18 protein-coding genes and 1 tRNA gene are annotated in these 20,683 nt (G+C 70.6%); 8 read left to right on the top strand and 11 right to left on the bottom strand.

Annotated features, from left to right (window positions below; all coding sequences use genetic code 11):
* The first annotated feature begins 193 nt into the window (after positions 1-193).
* From PV410_RS04850 to PV410_RS04835, 4 genes are all read left to right on the top strand, one after another.
* Positions 194-1,660, top strand: a complete 1,467-nt coding sequence (locus tag PV410_RS04850; RefSeq protein WP_500322539.1) for an FG-GAP and VCBS repeat-containing protein — start codon at positions 194-196, stop codon at positions 1,658-1,660.
* Positions 1,661-1,723: 63 nt separating this feature from the next.
* Positions 1,724-3,160: an FG-GAP-like repeat-containing protein gene (locus tag PV410_RS04845; protein ID WP_500322538.1), complete on the top strand. Its 1,437-nt coding sequence runs from the start codon at positions 1,724-1,726 to the stop codon at positions 3,158-3,160.
* Positions 3,161-3,290: 130 nt separating this feature from the next.
* Complete coding sequence (locus PV410_RS04840) at positions 3,291-4,154, top strand: Yip1 family protein (RefSeq protein ID WP_500322537.1); 864 nt, start codon at positions 3,291-3,293, stop codon at positions 4,152-4,154.
* A 718-nt stretch (positions 4,155-4,872) separates the two neighbouring features.
* On the top strand, positions 4,873-5,550 hold the full coding sequence (locus PV410_RS04835) for an SMI1/KNR4 family protein (RefSeq protein WP_500322535.1): 678 nt from the start codon (positions 4,873-4,875) through the stop codon (positions 5,548-5,550).
* A 52-nt stretch (positions 5,551-5,602) separates the two neighbouring features.
* On the opposite strand, the gene PV410_RS04830 is transcribed toward PV410_RS04835, so the two are convergent.
* Both PV410_RS04830 and dcd read right to left on the bottom strand, forming a co-directional pair.
* Positions 5,603-6,103: a phosphoribosyltransferase gene (locus PV410_RS04830; protein WP_500322533.1), complete on the bottom strand. Its 501-nt coding sequence runs from the start codon at positions 6,101-6,103 to the stop codon at positions 5,603-5,605.
* Positions 6,104-6,107: 4 nt separating this feature from the next.
* Positions 6,108-6,683, bottom strand: a complete 576-nt coding sequence (gene dcd, locus PV410_RS04825) for a dCTP deaminase (RefSeq protein ID WP_499512697.1) — start codon at positions 6,681-6,683, stop codon at positions 6,108-6,110.
* A 499-nt stretch (positions 6,684-7,182) separates the two neighbouring features.
* Here dcd and PV410_RS04820 point away from each other — a divergent pair.
* Positions 7,183-7,256: transfer RNA gene (locus tag PV410_RS04820), tRNA-Gly, on the top strand.
* Here PV410_RS04820 and PV410_RS04815 read toward each other — a convergent pair.
* The gene (locus PV410_RS04815; protein WP_500322531.1) at positions 7,222-7,359 is read right to left on the bottom strand and encodes a hypothetical protein; all 138 of its coding nucleotides are present in this window, start codon (positions 7,357-7,359) and stop codon (positions 7,222-7,224) included. The two genes, PV410_RS04820 and PV410_RS04815, sit on opposite strands and share 35 nt — an antisense overlap.
* A gap of 489 nt (positions 7,360-7,848) precedes the next feature.
* On the opposite strand from PV410_RS04815, the gene PV410_RS04810 reads away from it, so the two are divergent.
* Both PV410_RS04810 and PV410_RS04805 read left to right on the top strand, forming a co-directional pair.
* Positions 7,849-8,592: a hypothetical protein gene (locus tag PV410_RS04810; RefSeq protein ID WP_500322530.1), complete on the top strand. Its 744-nt coding sequence runs from the start codon at positions 7,849-7,851 to the stop codon at positions 8,590-8,592.
* A 338-nt stretch (positions 8,593-8,930) separates the two neighbouring features.
* Positions 8,931-9,371, top strand: a complete 441-nt coding sequence (locus PV410_RS04805; RefSeq protein WP_500322528.1) for a hypothetical protein — start codon at positions 8,931-8,933, stop codon at positions 9,369-9,371.
* Positions 9,372-9,621: 250 nt separating this feature from the next.
* On the opposite strand, the gene PV410_RS04800 is transcribed toward PV410_RS04805, so the two are convergent.
* From PV410_RS04800 to yczE, 3 genes are all read right to left on the bottom strand, one after another.
* Entirely contained in the window at positions 9,622-12,606 is a 2,985-nt protein-coding gene (locus tag PV410_RS04800) for an FG-GAP-like repeat-containing protein (RefSeq protein WP_500322526.1), read from the bottom strand.
* A gap of 659 nt (positions 12,607-13,265) precedes the next feature.
* Positions 13,266-13,622: a cupin domain-containing protein gene (locus PV410_RS04795; protein ID WP_500322524.1), complete on the bottom strand. Its 357-nt coding sequence runs from the start codon at positions 13,620-13,622 to the stop codon at positions 13,266-13,268.
* Positions 13,623-13,973: 351 nt separating this feature from the next.
* On the bottom strand, positions 13,974-14,687 hold the full coding sequence (yczE, locus tag PV410_RS04790; protein WP_500322522.1) for a membrane protein YczE: 714 nt from the start codon (positions 14,685-14,687) through the stop codon (positions 13,974-13,976).
* A 61-nt stretch (positions 14,688-14,748) separates the two neighbouring features.
* Between yczE and yczR the strand changes: the two genes are divergently transcribed.
* The gene (yczR, locus tag PV410_RS04785) at positions 14,749-16,140 is read left to right on the top strand and encodes a MocR-like transcription factor YczR (protein ID WP_500322521.1); all 1,392 of its coding nucleotides are present in this window, start codon (positions 14,749-14,751) and stop codon (positions 16,138-16,140) included.
* A gap of 529 nt (positions 16,141-16,669) precedes the next feature.
* On the opposite strand, the gene PV410_RS04780 is transcribed toward yczR, so the two are convergent.
* The 5 genes from PV410_RS04780 to PV410_RS04760 all read right to left on the bottom strand — a co-directional run bounded on the left by PV410_RS04780 (position 16,670) and on the right by PV410_RS04760 (position 20,562).
* Positions 16,670-17,689 (bottom strand): ABC-2 membrane transporter-related protein, encoded by a 1,020-nt coding sequence (locus tag PV410_RS04780; RefSeq protein WP_500322519.1) that lies wholly within the window; start codon positions 17,687-17,689, stop codon positions 16,670-16,672.
* Positions 17,686-18,654, bottom strand: coding sequence for an ABC transporter ATP-binding protein (locus PV410_RS04775; RefSeq protein WP_499516883.1), 969 nt, complete (start codon positions 18,652-18,654; stop codon positions 17,686-17,688). Before PV410_RS04775 ends, PV410_RS04780 begins: the two co-directional genes overlap by 4 nt.
* A gap of 4 nt (positions 18,655-18,658) precedes the next feature.
* On the bottom strand, positions 18,659-19,093 hold the full coding sequence (locus PV410_RS04770; RefSeq protein WP_500322518.1) for a GntR family transcriptional regulator: 435 nt from the start codon (positions 19,091-19,093) through the stop codon (positions 18,659-18,661).
* 234 nt (positions 19,094-19,327) lie between these two features.
* The gene (locus tag PV410_RS04765; protein ID WP_500322517.1) at positions 19,328-20,242 is read right to left on the bottom strand and encodes a DUF4232 domain-containing protein; all 915 of its coding nucleotides are present in this window, start codon (positions 20,240-20,242) and stop codon (positions 19,328-19,330) included.
* Between the two features lie 95 nt (positions 20,243-20,337).
* Complete coding sequence (locus PV410_RS04760) at positions 20,338-20,562, bottom strand: hypothetical protein (RefSeq protein WP_499512723.1); 225 nt, start codon at positions 20,560-20,562, stop codon at positions 20,338-20,340.
* Positions 20,563-20,683: the final 121 nt, after the last annotated feature.

The following is a 20,683-nucleotide window of genomic DNA, read 5'->3' as shown; positions in this document are numbered from 1 at the left end:
TGCGCGGCGCGGACGTCCCACAGGTCACTCGAAAAGATTTGCGCCTCTCACGCAACCGTTTGGGGTGGTCGCGGGTCTGAGTTGTGCCAACCGCGTCCGCCATCCGGCTGAACACCGGGTGAACGGGCGCGGCGGCCCCTCCACAGACTGCGGATGCCCACGGGCATCCCCGCATGCACAGGAGTACACCCGCATGCACAAGCGCACCCGGGTCGCCCTCGCGGCGACCGCAGCCGCCGCGCTCACCAGCGGCCTCCTCGCCCTCGCGGCGAGCCCCGCCTCCGCCACCGGCACCGGCCACAAGGCGGACTTCAACGGCGACGGCTACGCCGACGTCGCCTTCTCCGCCGGCAACGCCTACGTGAGCGGCCTGAAGGGCGCCGGCCAGGTCGTCGCCCTCTACGGCTCCTCCAACGGCCTCACCGCCGCCCGGCGCAGCGTCATCAGCCAGAACACCTCCGGCGTCCCCGGCGGTGCCGAGAAGGGCGACGGCTTCGGCTGGATGACCGCCGTCGGCGACTTCAACAGCGACGGCTTCAGCGACCTGGCCGTCGCCGCCGCCTCCGAGGACCTCGGCAGCGACGTCGACGGCGGCATGGTCACCATCCTGTGGGGCTCCTCCAAGGGCCTCACCGGGGGCACCACCCTCGCCGACCCCGCGCCCAGCAGCCACGACCGCTGGGGCCGCTCCCTCGCGGCCGCCGACTTCGACGGCGACGGCAAGGACGACCTCGCGGTCGGCTCCTCCGCCAGCACCGTCTACGTCTACAAGGGCGGCATCACCAAGAGCGGCACCTCCGGCGGCCGCTACACAGTCAAGCCCCCGATCCAGTCCGGCGGCGACACCGGACCGCTCAACCTCACCGCGGGCGAGGTCAACGGCGACGGCATGAGCGACCTGATCGTCGACGGCTACGAGACCACCAGCGACTACGGCTGGAACGCCAACTACTACCTCCCCGGCTCCGCCTCCGGCCTCGTCGCCTCGCGCGCCGTCAAGCTCCAGGGCGGCGTCATCACCGGCATCGGCGACGTCAACGGCGACGGCCACGGCGACATCGTCATCGGCGTCAGCTGGGACCCGGGCACGGGCGGCGAGCCCAGCGTCCCCGGCGCCGTCAAGGGCGGCACCGTCAAGGTCGTCTACGGCACCGCCACCGGCCCCGGCAGCGCCACGTCCATCACCCAGGACAGCGGCAACATCCCTGGCGGCTCCGAGCAGGGCGACGCCTTCGGCAGCGAGCTCCACCTCGGCGACGTCAACGGCGACGGCTTCCAGGACCTCGCCGTCGGTTCCGCGGGCGAGGACCTGAACGGGGTCGTCGACGCCGGCTCGGTCACCCTCCTGTACGGCTCGCCGACCGGGCTCAACACCACGGCCGGCTACCAGTACTTCACGCAGAACACCGCGGGCGTGCCGGGCTCGGACGAGAAGTACGACCAGTTCGGCGGCGAGCTCCACCTCGACGACGTCAACGGCGACGGCAAGGCCGACCTGACCGTCACCACCTACGGCGAGAACGGCGGCAACGGCGCCGTCACCGCCCTGCGCTCCGACGGCACCAAGATCAGCATCAGCGGGGCGCTGTCGATCGCCCCCAGCACCGTGGGCGTCTCCACCTCCGGAAGCCCCCTGTTCGGCGCCAACTTCGGCAACTGACCCACCACCGGCGGCCACCTCCCGCCAGGGAGGCGGCCGCCCGGCACGAAGGAACCCCCACTCATGCACCACCCCCGCCTCGCCGCGGCCGCCGCGCTCCTGCTCGCCGGCGGTCTCGTCCCCCTCACCGCCGGCGCGCCCCAGGCGTACGCCGCCCCCGCCCGGTACTCCGACGACTTCAACGGCGACGGCTACCGCGACGTCGTCGCCGCCGCGGGCCAGGCCCACGTCGGCGGCCACGCGGGCGCCGGGGCCGTCGTCGTCGTGTACGGCTCCGCCAAGGGCCTGTCCGCCGGCCGGCGGACCGTCGTCACCCAGAACTCCGCCGGCGTCCCGGGCACGGCCGAGAAGGGCGACGCCTTCGGGGACTCGGTGGCATCCGGCGACCTCAACGGCGACGGTTACGCCGACCTCGTCGTCGGCAGCCCCGGGGAGGACGTCGGCAGCGACACCGACGCAGGCTCCGTGACCGTCGTCTGGGGCAGCCGCTCCGGCCTGTCCGGGGCCACCACGGTCGCCGACCCGGCGCCCACGGCCCACGACCGCTTCGGGTGGTCGCTCGCCGTCGCGGACTTCAGCGGCGACGGCAAGCCCGACCTGGCGGTGTCCGGCAAGGGCACCGACGTCTGGGTCCTGAAGGGCGGCTTCTCCAAGGCATCCACGGCCACGGCCCGCTACGCGCTGAAGATCCCGCTCAAGAAGGACGGCTACCTGCCCATCACCCTGACCTCCGGAGACCTGGACGGGGACCATGTCGCCGACCTCGTCGTCCACGGCATCGGCACCACGACCGCACAGCCCACCGTGGTCACCTACCGCGGTGCAGCCTCCGGGCTCGGCCATCCCGTCACCCTGGCCGGCGGGGACGCCTTCGGGCGGCCCGTGGCCACCGGCGACCTCAACGGCGACGGCCGCGACGACCTCGTCGTCGGCGACCCCGGCAACATCAACGACGCCTTCGGCGGCGGCGCGGTCCACATCCACCTCGGCGGCCCGGAGGGCGTCTCCGTACAGCCCTCCCAGACCCTCACCCAGGCCACTCCGGGGATACCGGGCGAGGACGAGTACGGGGACGCCTTCGGGGAGTCCGTGGCCACCGGCGACGTCGACGGCGACGGACGCGCCGACCTGGTCGTCGGCGTCAGCGACGAGACGATCGGCAAGGTCACCGCGGCCGGCGCCGCCCTCGTCCTGCGCGGAGCGCCGGGCGGGGTCATGACCTCGGGCGCGCTCTCGCTCAACCAGGGCACCCCCGGCGTCCCCGGCTCCAGTGAGGCCGTCGACCGCTTCGGCTGGACCGTCCTCCTCAAGGACGTCGACGGCGACCGGCACGCCGACCTCACCGTCGCCGCCCCCGGCAAGAACACGGGCAACGGCGCCCTGTGGCAGCTGCGCGGCACCTCCGGCGGCATCAGCACCTCCACGGTGGGCACCTTCAGCCCCACCGCCCTCGGCGTCTCCACCAGCGGCGCCCCCAACCTGGGCGACATCCTGGGCTGATCCGGGGTCGGTCCGGGCCGCCCGCACGGGCCGCCCGCGCGGGCCTGGAATCTGTCACAGCTTGGCAGCAATGCCCCTCCGGGGGCGGGGGGCACCGCCCTCCGCCCCCGTGAACGGGTACGTTCGAGGCGTGGCTGGATTCAGGAACGGACGCGGACGGGACGGGGACGTGCAGCACCCGCATCAGCAGTACGGCGGCTACCCGCAGCAGAACACCTCGCCGGGCGGGCAGCAGCCCCACCACGGCTTCACACCGGCCGCCGAGGGTGAGCCCGAGTACTTCGGCGGCTCCGCGGCGCCGGCGCCCTCGTACGACAACAACCCCGGGCACACCCGCGCCTTCTCCATCGGCGACGCGCCCGACGCCTACGACCCCTACGAAGCGCAGTCCCCGCAGCACCCGGACCAGGTGTCCACCTACCGCGCGGGCCACACCATGGCGCCCCCGGCCGGCCCCCGGCTCGGCTGGAAGCAGCTGCTGAGCGGGATCGTCATGCGCCCGTCCGCCACCTTCTGGCAGATGCGCGACTACCAGGTGTGGGGCCCCGCCCTGATCGTCACCTTCCTCTACGGGCTGCTCGCCGTCTTCGGCTTCGACACCGCCCGCGAGGACGTGCTCGACGCCACCCTGTCCAACAGCGTCCCCTGGGTGGTGTGCACGGCCATCGCCGTCATCCTCTGCGGCCTGATGCTCGGCGCCGTCACCAACGCCCTCGCCCGCCAGCTCGGCGGCGACGGCGCCTGGGCGCCCACCATCGGCCTGGCGATGCTCGTCACCTCGCTGACCGACGCCCCGCGCCTGGTCTTCGCCGTCTTCCTGGGCAGCGCCAACAGCTTCGTCCAGTTCCTCGGCTGGGCCACCTGGATCGGCTGCGCCGCCCTGCTGACCTCCATGGTCTCCAAGTCCCACGACCTCCCGTGGCCCAAGGCCCTGGGCGCGGCGTCGATCCAGCTGATCGCGCTGCTGGTGCTCTTCAAGCTCCCGGTGATCTGAGGCCCGCCCGCCACCCCGGCACGCGGAACCGGAACCCCGGGTAAGGGGCGCCACTCCAGGAGTGGCGCCCCTTACGCGTAAGCGTGGAAGTCACAGTGCACACCGCCCCAGTCGTGGAACGCGTCCCTGCCCGGGTCGGCCAGGCGGTGGCAGCCGGTCCCGGGGCCGATCACGCGGTACACCCGCTCCTCGAGCACAGCTTCCGGGGACGCGGGGACCCTGTCGTACCGGGCGACCCGGCCCCGAAGCGTCCGGATCGCGTCAGCGGGGGCCACCGGTCGGTAGGCGTCCGGGCCGATGCGTTCGAGCCGGTACGAGCCGTGGCGCGTGCCGTCCGGCTCGACGTCGCCTCCCCCGCGTAGTCGTAGCGGAACTGCTCGTGGGCGATCAGCGCCCCGGCAACTCCCGGTCACCCGCCCCGGGCGGGAAACGGAACGCCTTGTGGGAGACCCAGCGGAACGCGTGCCCGCCGGCGTCCTGGAACGCGTGGTCCCGGAAGTTCACGAAGGACCCGGCCACGAAGTGCAGGCGCGGCGCGGCATGGATCAGAGCGCATCCCTCGACGGGGTGATCGGCTCTCCCGCCCCGCGCACCGGAGGCAGGACGCTCCAGGGGAAGTTGCCCTCGTGAGGGTTGTGCAGTGCAACGGCCTTGCCCCGACTATCCGGCCGTCGAACTCCTCGCATCCAGGGGCTGTCGCGCGCCACAGGGACACGGCATGATCGACGGCTCGGAACGGTCCGAGGCACCACCTTCTCAGCTCCCCCCACCCGCCGACGAGGTCACGATGAACGAACACCTGCGCGCAGTCATCGACATGCTCGGCCCGCCCGAGGACCGCTTCGCCGACCCCTCTGCATGGCTCCGCCTCGAGACCGAGCTCGGCCTGGCGCTCCCCTCCGACTACAAGAAGATCATCGACTCCTACGCCCCCGTCATCGTAAACGCGCATCTCTATCTCAACCATCCTGCAACCGAGTGGTGGAATCTGAGCCAATGGATGCGGGAGACCATCACGGCCTTCACCGACGTCGACTGGGACGGCCTGGACCTCGATCCCGACGAGGACCCGCGGGAGCTGTTCGGGCTCCCTGAGCTGACCTTCGGGACCATGGCCGGGCTGTGGCCGATCGCGTCCACGGATCGCGGGGAGTACGTGTTCCTGGTACGCGGGCCAGGCGAAGAGGACGAACGGCTCATCGTCGTCGACGGGGACCTCTGGTGGGCGGAGCACCGAGTGTCGTTCGCGGAGTGGCTCCACCGCTATCTCATCGGCGAGGACATGACGGGCCCCAACAGCTCTGCGTTCTACCCCGGCCCTGTCCGGCTGGAGCATCTGCCCATGGCTCCCGACGAACGCCCCAGACCTTGGTTCGGCCCCGACCGAGGCATGTGAGGGCTACGGCATCAGCTCAGATGTAAATGCCCACTGCCCTTGCTGTCGCCGGTCAGGCGTCGAAGACCTGTCCCGCCCGACGGACCACGGGCCCATCGACGCTCCAGGGGAAGTTGATCCAGTCCTCGGTGCGCCGCCAGACGTAGTCGCACTTCACGAGCGAGTGCGACTTCTCGTAGATCACCGCGCTGCGCACCTCGGCGACGTGGTCGGCGCAGAAGTCGCGGACGAGCTTGAGCGTCTTGCCCGTGTCGGCGACGTCGTCCGCGATCAGCACCTTCTTGTCGGAGAAGTCGATCGCGTTCGGCACCGGGGCCAGCATCACCGGCATCTCCAGCGTCGTCCCGACCCCGGTGTAGAACTCGACGTTCACCAGGTGGATGTTCTTGCAGTCGAGCGCGTACGCGAGCCCGCCCGCCACGAACACCCCGCCGCGGGCGATCGACAGCACGAGGTCCGGCTCGAAGCCGTCGTCGGCGATCGTCTGCGCCAGGTCCCGCACCGCCTGCCCGAAGGCCTCGTACGTCAGGTTCTCCCGCGCCGGCCCGCTCATGCGCTCAGACCTTCGTCCGGTGGAAGTTGAGGTAGGAACGCGACGGCGTCGGCCCCCGCTGCCCCTGGTACCGCGAGCCGTACTTGTCCGAGCCATACGGGAACTCCGCCGACGAGGTCAGGCGGAAGAGGCACAGCTGCCCGATCTTCATGCCCGGCCAGAGCTTGATCGGCAGGGTGGCGACGTTCGACAGCTCCAGCGTCACGTGCCCCGAGAAACCGGGGTCGATGAAGCCCGCCGTCGAGTGCGTCAGCAGCCCCAGTCGGCCGAGGCTCGACTTGCCCTCCAGGCGCGAGGCGATGTCGTCCGGCAGGGAGATCACCTCGTACGTCGAGGCCAGCACGAACTCCCCGGGGTGGAGGATGAACGCGTCGTCCCCCTCCGGCTCCACCAGCCGCGTCAGGTCCGGCTGCTCGACGGCCGGGTCGATGTGCGGGTACCGGTGGTTCTCGAACACCCGGAAGAAGCGGTCCAGCCGGACGTCGATGCTCGACGGCTGCACCATCGACGGCTCGTACGGGTCGATCCCGACCCGCCCGTTGTCGATCTCGGTCCGGATGTCCTTGTCAGAGAGAAGCACGCAAGCAGGTTACGCGGGGACCGGGCTCCGGGCCGAATCGAGCCGACCCGGCCCGGAGCCCCGCGTCACGTCCGACCTGCGCGTCCGAACCTGCGCGGCTACTTGCCGCTGTCAGCCGCCACGGGGACGGCGCTCCGCAGCCGCGCGCACCGCGGACACCTGATCAAGCGCCCGGGGCCGAGCCTTCCGGCGCCCAGGTTCTGCATCGGGAACGTGGCGGTGCTGAAAACGTGCCCTTCGGCACAACGAACGACGGTGCGATCCATCGCTCCCCTTCTCCCCGGTACCTCAACGACGAAAGCCACATTAGGGGATGAACCCACCCCCGCCTCACGCGGCACTCCGCCCACTCAGGCACCCCGGGTCCCCCTCACCGTACGCCTCCCGCGCCTCCCCACGCACGCCATTCCGGAGGCAACACGAAGGCCCCGGAGGTATGCGTCCGGGGCCGGGCATGGGGTACAGTGTGCGAGGTCAGATGCCTCAACAGGTGTCTTACGCGGGTGTAGTTTAATGGTAGAACATGAGCTTCCCAAGCTCAGAGCGCGGGTTCGATTCCCGTCACCCGCTCCAGCAGAAAGCCCCAGGCATACAGCCCGGGGCTTCTTTGATTCCAGACCGGATCAAGCGTCTCGTGCCAGATCCGTGCCAGATGCTGCGTGATTCGTTGCTTCACGCCGCTCCCGGACCAAGCGGTCCAGACCCTCTGCGACCTCTCTTTGCCGATCCAGGTCCGTGGCGCGAGCGCACGCGCAGCAGCGGCACGTCGGCGAGGCCACAGCCGCACTCCTCGAAGCCGAAACCCTGGCTCCCGAACAAGTCCACTCCCCCCACCTGGCCCGCGAAGCGGTCCGCGGCCTCATCCAGTTCTCCGGTCACCGAGTCCCCGAACCCCTGGCCAGGACTCGCCGACCGGCGATCGCCTAACGCCGGAACTCGCATACGAGAGCGAAGCGCAGCAGATCCCACCCGGCCTGCCAGGGGGACGCAGCGGGGACTCGCGGGGAACGGCGGCGCCAGAGTCGCCAGGTCAGCGGCCATCCGCATACGACGTCTTCCAAACTGGTGACATGCCACACGCGCAGCAGCGGCCTATGGCCGGACCGCAGACCGAGGGACTGACCCGGAAGGGGATGGTGTCAGAAGTCTGGTCTAGATTTGGCCTGTGACCCACAGTCGTTCCAATGCCGGGGCACCCCGCGAGCCTGACTTGCCGCCCTACCAGGTTGTCCTGGCGGAAACCAACTGGGGTTCGCTCCAGACGGCTTTCGGGTCCGGTGAGGACCTTCCTAAGGTTCTGACGCAACTTTTGGAGCCCGATCCCAAGGTCCAGGTCACGGCTTTGCAGGAGCTGGGTGAGCTGGTCGGCCACCAGAACACCATTTACGAAGCCACCGCCCCCGCCGCCATGTACGTCGCTGCCATCCTCACCCACCCGGCGGCCATGACGCGACGGCCCTATCGCGACATCCCCATCCGCGCGACGTTGTTGGGCTGGCTGGCTTCCACGCTTCACGACGCCTCCGACGAGATCGTCGCCCGCAACGAGGAGTACTGGCCAGGCTTCGCCCCGGACACCACCGTGGCGGCCTTCCGGGAGTTGCGTCCGATGCTCTACCGGGCCGTCGCGCCCTTCCTGCAGGACAGCCACAAGAACGTGCGCGAAGCCGCCGTCATGGCCGCGCTCATCCTCGCCGAACACCCCGCGCTCGCCGAGCACCGTGATCACCTCGCCGTGCACGCGCACCGCATCCTGGACACCAGCAGCTACGAGCCCAACCGGCGCGTCGCGTGGAGGGCCCTCAAAACATGGGGCCACCATCCGCCTGGCCCGGAGCCTCTTTCGGAGGAGGCCGAGGACCGGGGGCCGCACAGCGATGGCCGCGGTGATCTCGAACCTCCCTTCTGACCGATACGCGCATGGCACACCTGCAGACCATGGCAGCAGGTAAGAGACACACCAACCCAAGGTCTCGCGTGCCACATCCGTGCCAGAACGAGCGGGGTCCCACGGGGAATAGGAGTGCGCCAGGGTGCGTGCTGCCGGACTCCACCCAGGGCATGGAACCCCAGGTCAGGACAAGGGCCGCCCCACCTCGCTCCTAAAGCGGGGGTCGCTATGACCAACCTCGGCCAGGATTGCGGCATGCTCCCTTTCCGGCGTGCGTGGCGTCGCCGCAGACGGGGCGGCTCCTTCCAGTCCGAAATGGTTTGCCGTTGCCGTGCGGCGTGCGGTGATATGCCGGCATGAGCAGAATTGCGCAGGTCATCGTGCTGGCAACGTACGAGGACGAGGTCATGGAACCGCTGACCCGCTCGGACGGGTCGCGCAGCTGGAAGGGTGAATTCAAGCCGCTCGGCCTGTTCGCCGGTGGATGGGTCATCGAGTTCTACAGAAATTGGACGCGCTCCGGACTGCTCAAGCACCTGGAGTCGCTTCCTTGGGCCAACCCGGGCAACGTGCAGGTACTGATCCATGACGAGGAGGACGACTGCTTCGGCCTGTGGATGATCCACGATGGCAGACTGGTCGAGGTACCGCTCCCGCGAACTCAAAGGTTCTACCCCCCAGCACCGCCGACCGACGACTACTCACCGAGCCCGGGGTATCTGTGGCGAACGGACGTGGGCAGCACTGTTCCCACAAAACTCTCGACGGAACGCCAAGATCCACGACCGGCTTGGTGACGACGGTCTGGAGCCGTGCCAGATGCGTGCCAGAAAGTGGGGAGAACAGCGCTCAGTCGCGGTCACGGGCAGCATCTCTCCGGCGACCGGCTGTACGCGCTTTGCGCAGGTCAGCAGTCCCTCCGGCTCGATTCGCCCGGTGATTCCCAGGCTCAGAGCGCCGGTTCGAATCCCCGTCACCCGCTCCAAAGACAAGGGACCAGGTCCGGGATGCACTCCCCAACCTGGTCCCTCGCCCCGCGTTGGCGCTTTAGAAAATGCCCTTGTAGCCCTGCCAGCCGGTGGCGATCTTCACGCGTGCGGCGAAGGATCCGTTGCCGTAGCCGGTTTGCCGGTAGAGATTCCCGGCGGTGTCCCGGGCGACCAGATCGGCCTTTCCGTCGCCGGTGATGTCCCCGACGCCGACGACCGCGTTGTACGAGGCCCCCCAACCGGTGGCGATCTTCGCGCGGGTGGCGAAGGTGCCGTTGCCCTTGCCGAAGTACCGGTACAGGTTGTTCGACTTGTCCTGCGTGACGAGATCGCCGATCCCGTCACCGTTCAGATCCCCGGCCCCGACGACCTTCTTGTACGTCTTCCAGTTGTCGACCAGCTTCACGCGCGCGGCAAGTTTGCCACCGCTCACGCCCTTGTACAGGTACACCGCCCCGGTCGAAGCGTTGCGGGCGATCAGGTCGGGGCGGCCGTCCTTGGTGACGTCACCGGGGGAGGTCAGGACGTCGTACTGGTTCCAGCCCGTGCCCAGCGTCGTGTACGGGGTCGTCGGCTTGAGCGCCGCCCCACACGCCGGCCTGTACAGGCGGAGGGTACCGCTGCTCAGCCGGACCAGGACGTCGTTGCAGCGGTCACCGCTCAGGTCCCCGACGGGCACCGGACGGATGCTGGTCGCCCAGCCGCTGCCGCTGACCTTCCCCGAGAACGTGCCCTTGCCCGTGCCCTGCTGGAACGTCAGCGCGCCCGAGGAGTTCATCGTCAGGAGGTCGCCGACACCGTCGGGCAGCGCCGAGCCGCCGGCGTGGTCCCGCCATACCGCCGTGCCACCCGTCAACCGGACCGTGCCGGACTGGACCAAGGCCGCTCCCTGCCCGTCCGCCGGCTGAGCCGTCAGCGTCCAGGTGTACGAGCCGTTGGGAAGCAGTCCGCCTGCCGTGTCCCGGCCGTTCCAGGTCGTCGCGATCGAGTACTCGGCCGGTCCGCCACTGCGCGTGGCCATCACGCGGCCCGTGGCCTCGTGGCGTATCTCCACCTTCCAGGAAGCCGTCGGCTCGGAAAGCCACCACTCACCGCGCCAGGAGACCGGGGTCACGTCCGTCTCCACCCGCGCGGTGACGTTCCGGTAGGGAGAAACCAGGGCCGCCTGGGGCCGCCCGGTGTGCAGGACGTGGACAGCCTGGTCCAGCGTGGAGTACGCAAGGTCACCGCTGCGAGGGTCGAGCGCCACAAGCCCCGCGGCGTCGGTTGACCACCGCTGGACGGCCGTCCCGGTCTGCAGGCCGTAGACAGCCAGCCCCTGCCCGCCCCGGACGGCGACGACACCATCGCCGAGGTAGGCCTGCGCGGTGGAGGGAAGCGGAATGTTCTTCCTGGACTGGAGGTCGTAGACGCCGCCCGCGGCGTACGGAGCGATGCTCACGTTGCACGTCCAGTACAGCCACCGGCCGACGGCCTGCAGGTCGACCATCGAGGAGCACCCGCTGTTCACCGTGAAGGACGTCAGCGAGGCCCCGGTGCGCGCGTCCTTGGCCGTGACCTTGCCGCCCGGAGCCGAGGACCACAGAGTGGTCCCCCAGATCGCACCCCTCTGGTACGGCTCCGTGTGCACGACCTTGCCGGAGTCGATGTCCACGACCCGGAGTTCCCGGCTGCCGCCGGCAGGTCTCCCTTCGACCAGCACCAGGTTTTCGGATGCCCCCACGATCCTCATCTGGTCCGGGGAATCGTCGAAGGAATCCTGGATGCCCGTTTCGATCGGCGTTCCGGGGAACGTCCCGCCCTTGCCCACGACGAACAGCTTGGGCTGCCAGCCGCTGTCCACGCTCACTGTCCCGCGGTACACGGTCCGGCCGTCCCCGGTGGGATACAGCTCGGGGCACAGCCCCCAGGCGACGCTGCACTTGTTGTACGGGGCCGGCAGGCCGCCGATCCGCACGCGCTCGCCGTATCCGGGCGCGGTTTCGGTGAGGGGGCGGTCGTATACGAAGGTGCCCCCGTCACCGAACTCCAGTGTTGTGAGGGTGTTGTGATCCAGCGTCAGCCGCTGGAGCGCCATCGGGACCGGCGGGATGCCGAGCACACGAGCCGCGTACGGTACGCCGTCCGCCCCGGCGGTGATGTCCTGGTAGCCGTAGTCCTCCGCGGACTGGCCGCCGACGAGTTGAACGCCGCCGTCCGGCCGGACGGCAACACGGTCCGCCACCGCACGGGCGAGAAGCGTCCGCTCGCCGGAACCGTCGAAGGGGACGGCCACGACCTTCCAGATGGACGCTCCGGACGCCTTCTGACCGAGCGAAGCGTCATAGCGGCCCACGATCAGCGAGTCGCCGACGACGCCGAGAACCTTCGCGTCCTTGAGACCGATCTGAACCTCGCGTACGGGGGTGTCGAACCGGCCCTGCTCATAGATCCGCACGCCATCGGCCTGGGGGGTGACCAGGTGAAGGGCGGTCACCACGGAATTCCCATAGACCGTGCCGTACGGCAGAAACGTGGCTTCCGCGGTGCGGAGATCGATCCAGGCGTACTGTCCGACGTCCTCGCCGGGGACGTTCAGAAATGAGAGGAACCCATGGACGCCGGCCCGGCCGACAGCGGTGACGGAGGCACCCTCCGGAAGGCCTGTCACACGGCGGTCCACCGTGGTCCCGTTCTCATCGCTCAGCAGATGAAACTCGGTCCAGTACCCGTCGGCACCGGCTCCGCCCTTGGTCACCACCGTGGTCCCGATCACCCTGCTGTACAGCTGACCTGCGGGGACTGTGACCGTCGTAGTCTCGTCGGTGACCATGTTCCGCAGCAGTACGTCGCCCGTGCCACCGCTGGGCGGCAGCGCCACGACGTCCGATGCCGCTCCGTAGTACTCCACGGGGTCGTACAGATGCGTGCCTTCAAGCTTTCGGGTCGAGCCGTCCGCGCCCGTCCACTCCAATCCGGAGGGACCGCTCGTGGTGGTGGCGCTGTGCAGGAACCCGGAAGGCCCGACGCTCACCACGGAGCCGGAGCCCGGTGTGACGCGCATGGTCGCGGGAATCGTGGCCGCAGTGAACGTTCCTGCATCGGCCGACGCGACCCAGGAGGCAGGACCGACAGCCAGCGACAGCGACACGACCGTCGTGACGGCACTGCGGAGGAGGACACGTCTGGCCACTTGATTCCACCCCTGACGCGAACGGACCTGGGAACAGGCGGGGGAATCGGCTCGGTCCTCAGCACTCGCAGCAAGCAAGCCGGCCAATCCCGGCGTCCCCCCGCCCCCCACACCCGAGTGATCGGATCCTAACAACAGGCTCACAGGTCACGGAAGAGAATTTCGAACCCGTTCAATAAGCCGGGGCCGCATTCAGCAGGGCGGTGCGGGACGGGATCTGACGTCACGTCATGCCAGAGGGCGATCAGGCCGGCGGACCAACAGGCGGGGCGGGCACGTCCGGAGAGAACGGGGCCGCCTGTCGGTCAGCCGTCAGCCGTTGCGCTTCCAGCGCGGCTTGCGGGCCGTCCGAGGGTGCTCCGCAACGACCAACGACGACGACAGCCACCCGCTCAGGCGCACCGGAGCATTTCCGCGACCAGCGAAGACGCAGGTCGCGGAGATCCCCGACAAGACCCAGAAGAACTGATCGCTTGCCGTCGATCGACAGGACCTTGCGGAACGTCGGAACTCGGCGTGCTCGTGGTCGGTCAGTCCCCAGGAACCGCAGACTTGAAGAGCTCCATGGAAGAACCTTCGATTGCGATCGCCGTGAAGCCAACGTCAGTTCCCGAAGTGTGAGCCTCACCTTGTTCCCACCGGACCCCTTGACCAGCAGCGATGGGGACGCGCTCCCCGTCGGGGCCGGCGATCCAGCCTTCACCTGCGGTGACAATGAACACTTGGGGCACGGGCGCGGGGTGCGTGCCGATGACGCCGCCTGGCTCCACGCTTAGGCAGGTGAGGTGCACCGAGCCTTCACCAGTGGCGATGCGGGTCGCATGGAGGCCGGTGCTGCCGTGCCCGGTGACAACCCACTCGTTGCGTTCGAAACGAAAGACTTCCACGCCGCCCCCTCTTCTCAACCGGTGCGCCGCAGATCAGGAGTAGAAGCCCCTCCCGTACTCATCCGGTCCGACGGTCGGGCGCGGACCCTCCGAGGTCGCTGCACAGCAGCGGAGTACAGCATCTGTACGGGCCGCGGTCAACCGAGTTGGACCCCGCCAAACCCCTGGACAGCGAAGCGCACCTTAGACCGCTGCGCCCGTAGTCCCCGTCGAGAGGGTCACCAGTGCGGAGCCCGTGCCACTCCTGCGCCAGAACGGTCGGGGGGTCAGGGGGGAATCGCGGTACGCAGAAGGAGGCGCCGCCCATTCCGTCCAAGGCGGGGAACCACAGGTCAGGCCGTCGGGCACGGATCAAGCACGGGTGTGCGCCTCGTCCGCGGCGACGGCGGGGAGGCGAACTGCCACGCGTGGCAGGAAGTAGCCGACGAGGGGCCCCATGCACAGGGCGATGAGCACGGTTCCGGGGCCGACGGTTCCGCCCAGGAGCCAGCCGGCGGTGGCGACGGTGATTTCGATGCCGGTGCGCACCGCGGCGATGGGTAGGCGGGTGAGCCGGACGAGTCCGGTCATGATGCCGTCGCGGGGGCCCGATCCGAACTGGGCACCGAGGTAGAGCGCGTCGAAGAAGGCCAGGGCGACCAGGCCGACGACGAGGTACCCGATCGCGGCAGGTGTCCCCTGGGGGTGGGGGAGGACGGTGGCGGTGGCGTCCGCGGCGAAGCCGACGATGGCGACGTTGAGGAGTGTGCCGAGGCCGGGCAGTTCCCGCAGGGGAATCCACAGGAGGAGCACCAGCAGCGAGATCAGGTTCGTCGTCCAGCCGAAAGAGATGCCGAGGACCTTGGCGGTGCCCTCGGTGAGCACGTTCCAGCTGGCTGCTCCCAGCCCGGACTGGACGAGCGTCATCACGGCGGCCCCGTACCCCACCAAGCCGAGCAGGAGTTGGGGGATGCGGCGCGCCTTTCGGCCCGCTCGGATTTGGGCGAAGGCGTTCATACGGGTCAGGGCGGGCTGGTCGTGGCCGGGCGGGACGGACGTGCGTGCAGCGGTAACAGGAGGTGCCATGCCGCAAGCCTGCGAGGCATCTGGACCTGGATTCCATAGCCAGATTGGTTAGGCTGGCCGGGTGAAAGTTACGTCGCACGTGGTCGCAGGCATGCTGGGGACCTGGCAGGCGGGGCCCGGGCCGGCGCATCAGCGCCTCTCCGACAGGCTGCGGCTGCTGGTCCTGGACGGGCGTCTCTCGCTCGGCTCCACCCTGCCGAGCGAGCGTGACCTGGCCACCGCACTGTCCACCAGCAGGACCACCGTCGGCGCCGCCTACCGCACTCTGGTCGAGCACGGATACCTCGCCACACGGGCGCGCGCCAGGGCGACCGTGCGGCTCCCCGACGACACGCCGCCCGAGCGCCGGGCCGGCACGAACGCGGCGGCCATCGACCTGTCCTTCGCCGCGCCCCCCGCGCCCGTCGAGATCCTCCACGCCGCGTACGCGACCGCCCTCGAACAGCTGCCACGGCACTACGAGCGGCACGGCTACGACCGCAGCGGCACCGCGGAGCTGCGCGAAGCGGTGGCCCACTGGTACGAGCGGCGCGGACTGCCGACGCCGCCCGATCACATCCTGATCACCAACGGCGCGCAGCACGCGCTTGCCCTCCTGGCGCGAACGCTCCTGTCGCCACGCGACCAGGTCCTGATCGACCACCCGACCTACCCGCACGCGATCACCACGTTCACCGAGGTGCGGGCTCGGCTCCTCCCCGTCGCCGTGGCGTCCTCGGGCTGGGACACCGCGCAGCTCCAAGCGGCGGGCCGCATCGCGAGCCTGGCCTACCTGATCCCCGACTTCCACAATCCGACAGGGCTGTGCATGCCCACGAGCGTCCGCCAAGGCCTCGGGCTCGCGTGTCCCACGGTCATCGACGAGACCATGACCGACCTGGCCCTGGACGGGGAAAGCCCGGAACCCTTCGCGCTCCACATGCCGACCGCCATCAGCATCGGCTCGGTCTCCAAGAGCATCTGGGGCGGCCTGCGCATCGGCTGGATCCGCGCGACGCCCGCTCTCCTGGAACGCGTCCAGCAGACCCGTCACGCCACGGATCTCGGCACCCCCGTCGTCGAGCAACTCGCCACGGCCGTCCTCCTGAACGAGGACCGGACCCGGCGCCCCGGCACGCTCGGGCAACTGAGGTCGCAACGCGACGTACTGCTCCGAGCGCTCAGCGAGCACCTGCCCGGCCTCCACGCCCCGCGACCCGCCGGCGGCATGACGCTCTGGGCGACGTTCCCCCAGCCCATCAGCTCGCGGCTGGCCGCGATCGCGCCCGACCACGGAGTGACCATCGCAGCCGGACCGCGGTTCGGGATCGGAGGCGCGTTCGAACGCAACATCCGGCTGCCGTACACGCTTCCTCCGAGTCAGCTGACCCAGGCGGTCCGCGGACTCGCACAGGCGGAGGAGGCACTCACCCGGGGCGCTACCGGAGCTCACAGCCCCGCACCCGTGGCATGAGCGTCGACGGCATATGGCCCCGAATGCACGTCAGTTGACGCCCCGCGGTGCCCGCCCGGCCCGCCGGGTCGCCTTGACCGCGGACGGCGCCGCATGGGCGCCCTCAGCGGGCGGCCGCCGGGACCGGGGCGTCGGGGGCGGTGGTGGTGCGCGGGGGCCGGAGCACCGCGCCGAGGGCGGCGCCGCCGGCCGTGGCCGCCGTCCACACCCCGCCGAGGGCGAACCTGCGGCGCTCGGCGGGCGGTTCGACGGCGGCGAGTTCGGAGCGCAGCGCCGCGCCCCGCGCGGTCCGGTGCCGGGGAGGTCGGCGGTGGCCAGGTCGAGCAGGATCTGCCAGACGTCGCGTGCCGCGCGCCGGCGGTCGGTGGTCCCGACGCGGGCGCCGAGCGCCGCTTCCACCGAGCGCCGGATGTGCTCCCGGTGGCCTGCGGGCCCATCAGCCGGGGGACCGCCGGCACCGACGACACGACCCCGGGTGACGCTCGGCGCGTCTCCCCGGGGTCGTGTCGTCGTGGCCGACGGCGTCATGTCAGACGACGCGCTTGCGGCCCCAGAGGAAGACGAAGGCCGTGATGGCGGCGGCAAGGGCGAACAGGATCGAGGCGCCGAGCCACTGCATGCCGCTCATCTGGGACATGGGGATGTAGTCCAGCGCCCAGCCCACGACGCCCTTCTGCTTCAGGCAGGCGTCGACCGCCTGTTCCGACCCCGCGTCCGTGCAGGTGCTCCAGCCGATGGTGTGCCCGGACGAGGTGATGAACGACTGGTCGACCTCGTAGGCGGCGGTGGGAAGACGGGGGCTGCTGCCGGGGGTCACCCCCGAGTCGGTGGTGAGCCTGATGACGTTGCCGAGGTCGAGCCGGCTGTACGCCCAGACCACCTGGACGGCCGCCGCGAAGAAGAAGGTCACGACCATCGCGAGCAGGGTGCGGCGCAGGAGCATGCCGATCGCGATGCCGCTCACGACGGTGAAGAGCGTGAGCGCGACGGGCACGGGCCCGGTGTTGTCGAAGGCCTGGCCGGAGGTCCAGTCCATGACCGTGTTCTCCTTGCTGACCGGTGCCCACCACCGGCCGAAGGTGAAGGAGAGGGCCACGGTGCAGACCACGACCACCAGCGCGCTGATGCCGAGCTTGGCGGCGAGCCAGCGGGCGGGGCCGGCGGCCTGGGAGGTGACCAGCTTGGCCGTGCCGCTCTCCAGGTCGCCGGCGAGCAGCGGGGCGCCGAGGAAGACGCCGAGGAGTATGGGGACGAAGCCGAGGCCGAAGGCGGCCTTCAGGAGCGGGGCGCTGTGCGGGTTGATGTCCTCCGTCCACTTGTCGGAGCTCGCCTCGGGCCAGCCGTGGGCGGTGAGGTAATCCAGCAGGCCGGCGCGCTGGTAGAGCATCCACCCCACGGACAGGGCCGTCGCGGCCAGGATGGTCCAGTAGGCGGCGCGGTGCTGGCGCCAGATGAGCCAGGTCATGCCGCTGAGCCGGGGGCGGCGGACGCCGCTGTCGGCGACCGGGGCCGCGGACGGCGCGGACGGGTTCGCGGTCAGGTTGCTCATGCCGCCGCCCCCCGCGGGCCGTTCACGCCGTACGGCTGCCCCGGGACCTGGGCCACGGGACTGATCAGTGGTGGCGCTTCGGGGGAGCGCAGGTAGGCGAGCAGGAGTTCCTCCAGTTGCGGGGTGTGGGACTGCCACTGGCCGCTCACCGGGCCGTCGGGGCGGATGAGGGCGGTGGCCTGGCGCCCGCTGGTGCGGTACTCGACGACGGTGTGGCGGGCGAGTTCCGCGGGGACGCCCGGGCCCTCGTCGCCGGCCACGCCCTGCAGCAGCACGTGGGCGCTGCGGATCTCGTCCACGTCACCGGCGATGCGCAGACCGCCCGTGGAGATGACCAGGAGGAAGTCGCAGACGCTCTCCAGCTCGCTGAGCATGTGGGAGGACATCAGCACCGTGGTGCCGTGCTCGGCGGCTTCGGCCAGCAGGGTGCCCATGAGTTCGTGGCGCACCAGCGGGTCGAGGTCGGACATCGGCTCGTCGAGCAGCAGCAGGTCGGGTCGCTTGCCGAAGGCGAGGGCGAAGGCGACGCGGGTGCGCTGTCCGCCGGAGAGGGTGCCGACCTTCGCGTGCAGGGGCACGTTGCCCGCGCGGACGATCTGCTCGGCGGCCTGCTGGTCCCAGCCGGGGTTGAGCTCGCGGCCCATGCGCAGCGTCTCGGCCACGGTGAAGCGGCGGAACAGCGGCTTCTCCTGGGCGAGGAACGCCGTACGGCGTCCGGCCTCCGCGGACTGGGGCGCCGCGCCGAACACCGTGAGGGTGCCCTCCGACGGCTCCAGCAGGTTGGCGGCGATGGACATCAGCGTGGTCTTGCCCGCGCCGTTGGGGCCCACCAGCCCGCAGATCCGGCCGGCCGGCAGGCGGAACGAGCAGTCCCGCAGGGCCCAGCCCCGGCGGTACTTCCGGCCGACCCCGCGGGCCTCCATCGCCGACTCCTCCACCGGGCCACCCATGTCCATGGCATTCATGGCGTCACGCACTGGTCATCCTCATTTCCCCGTCCTCCGGTGTTCCGTCGGCCGCCGTGGTCCCGGCGTACCGCTCCTCCAGGACCGCCGCGACCAGCGCGGCCACGTCCTCGCGCTCCAGGCCCGCCTCGTGGGCCCGGGTCATCCACGCCTCCAGCTCCCCGCGCAACGGGGAGTCGGCACCCGCCTGGGGACGGGCCAGTGAGCGGCGGATGAAGGTGCCGAGGCCGGGCCTCGGCTCGACCAGCCCCTCGCGTTCCAGCTCGCGGTAGGCCTTGAGCGTGGTGTTCGGGTTGACGGCGCTGGTCTCCGCGACCTCCTTGGCGGTGGGCAGCCGGTCCCCCGGCATCAGGACGCCCAGCCGTAGGGCCTGCTTGGTCTGCTGCACGATCTGCTGGTAGGCGGCGATCCCGCTCCGCCGGTCGATGCGGAAGTCCACGTGCTTCAACACCCTTTAGCTACTCGATTAGTGGAATGATGATGAGAGGGGGAGCTGAGCCGTGTCAAACGAAGCGGCCTCCCCGGCACCCCTCGGGACACAACCGTGACATTCGTGAGGGGAGGAACGGGGTGGCCCGCGCAGCACGAAGGCCCCGGGCGGGCAGCCCGGGGCCTTCGTGCTGATGGGGGGAGGACGTCGAGGACCGGTTCGACGGGGAGCGTGCCCCAGGTGTCACGGCCGGGCCGCGGTCGCCGGGTCGGCCTTCCATGCGCTGACGCCGAGCTTCCCCGTCGTGCCGAGGTCGAGTTCGGGGGTCACCGTCACCGCAGGAGCGCCGGGTGTCGCCCGCACCCTCGCGTAGGGCGCGTTGACGGACGTGCCGTCGGTGACGGTGTTGCGCCACATCAGGCCCGCGGTCGCGCTCCCGCCCGGCTCCAGGGTGACCGGACGGGGCGGGTCGTCGAAGCCGGGCACGAGGGCGACGCCCCCGCTGCCCCGGAAGACCTCGACCCCCGTGACGGGCTTGCGCTGCTCGTCGAGGAGCTGGACCGACGGATAGCCCTCGACGCGCCGGACGCGGGAGGAGCAGTTCTCCAGGCGGAGTCCCACCACGCGCAGCCCCATGGCGGCGTCGCCGTCGTCGGCGGTGAGGCGCAGGCCGGAGGGCGGGCAGGCGCCTCCCGCGGCGGGCACCTCGTCCGCCGGGACGCTCCTGACCTTGACGATGCGCACCCGTTCCGCGGCGTACCGCGGCGCGAGGGGTGCGCCGAGGTCGGCCTCGCCCTCCACGGTCCGGCCGGGCGGGACCGCGGACACCGTGTGCGGCACGTTCCCCAGGGCCTCTCCGGCACCTGAGGTGAGCCCGAACGTGACGGTGTAGGTGAGGGGTTCGTCGGCGTGGTTGGTGACGCGGAACGCGACGTGGAAGGGGACGCCGGAGCAGTGGGCGGGCGGTGCGCTCACGGCGGTGATCTCGACGTCGCCGTCCCCCTCGACACCGGCGGCACCGCCCGCGGGCGCCGGGGCGACCGGGACGGCAGAGGCGGCGCAGGAGGCACGGTCGTCCCGGTGCGGGACGTCGCAGGCCGTGACCAGGAGCAGGGCACCGGCGAGCACGGCCGGGAGGAGGAGGGCGGGGGTGCGCATCCGGCGACCCCATCAGGACCCTGCCGCTCCCGGCCATGGCGCAGGCCACAATTCCCGTCACACGACCGTCACAAGGCGCGGTGCCCGGGCCGGGCTCAGCGGGAGGCGGCGCTGTCGATCCAGGCGACGACGGCGCTGACCGTGGCGTCGTCGAGCTGCCGGGCGAGGGTGTGCACCGCGTCGCTGTCGCCCGGGAGCGGGGGCACCCCGGCCGCGATGAGCGCCGCGTGGAGCTCGACCCAGCGCGCGTCGACGGCGGCCAGGTGGGCCCCCACCGGGACGCCACCCAGTGACTGCTGCGGAGTATCGAGAAGGTTCATGGTGTTTCCTCTCGGATCTCGGACGGTGTCGACCGGACTCGCCGTGCAGGACAGCCCCGCTGCGCCCACCGGTTGCGCCCTGCCCCCGACTTCACCCGTCCGGCCCTCACCGCGGCCGCCG

Origin of the sequence: Streptomyces sp. PA03-5A (genome assembly GCF_033792725.1) — a bacterium.
Lineage (GTDB): Bacteria > Actinomycetota > Actinomycetes > Streptomycetales > Streptomycetaceae > Actinacidiphila.
Note: the sequence above shows the minus strand (reverse complement) of the source record. Positions and strands in the feature narration are given on the sequence as shown.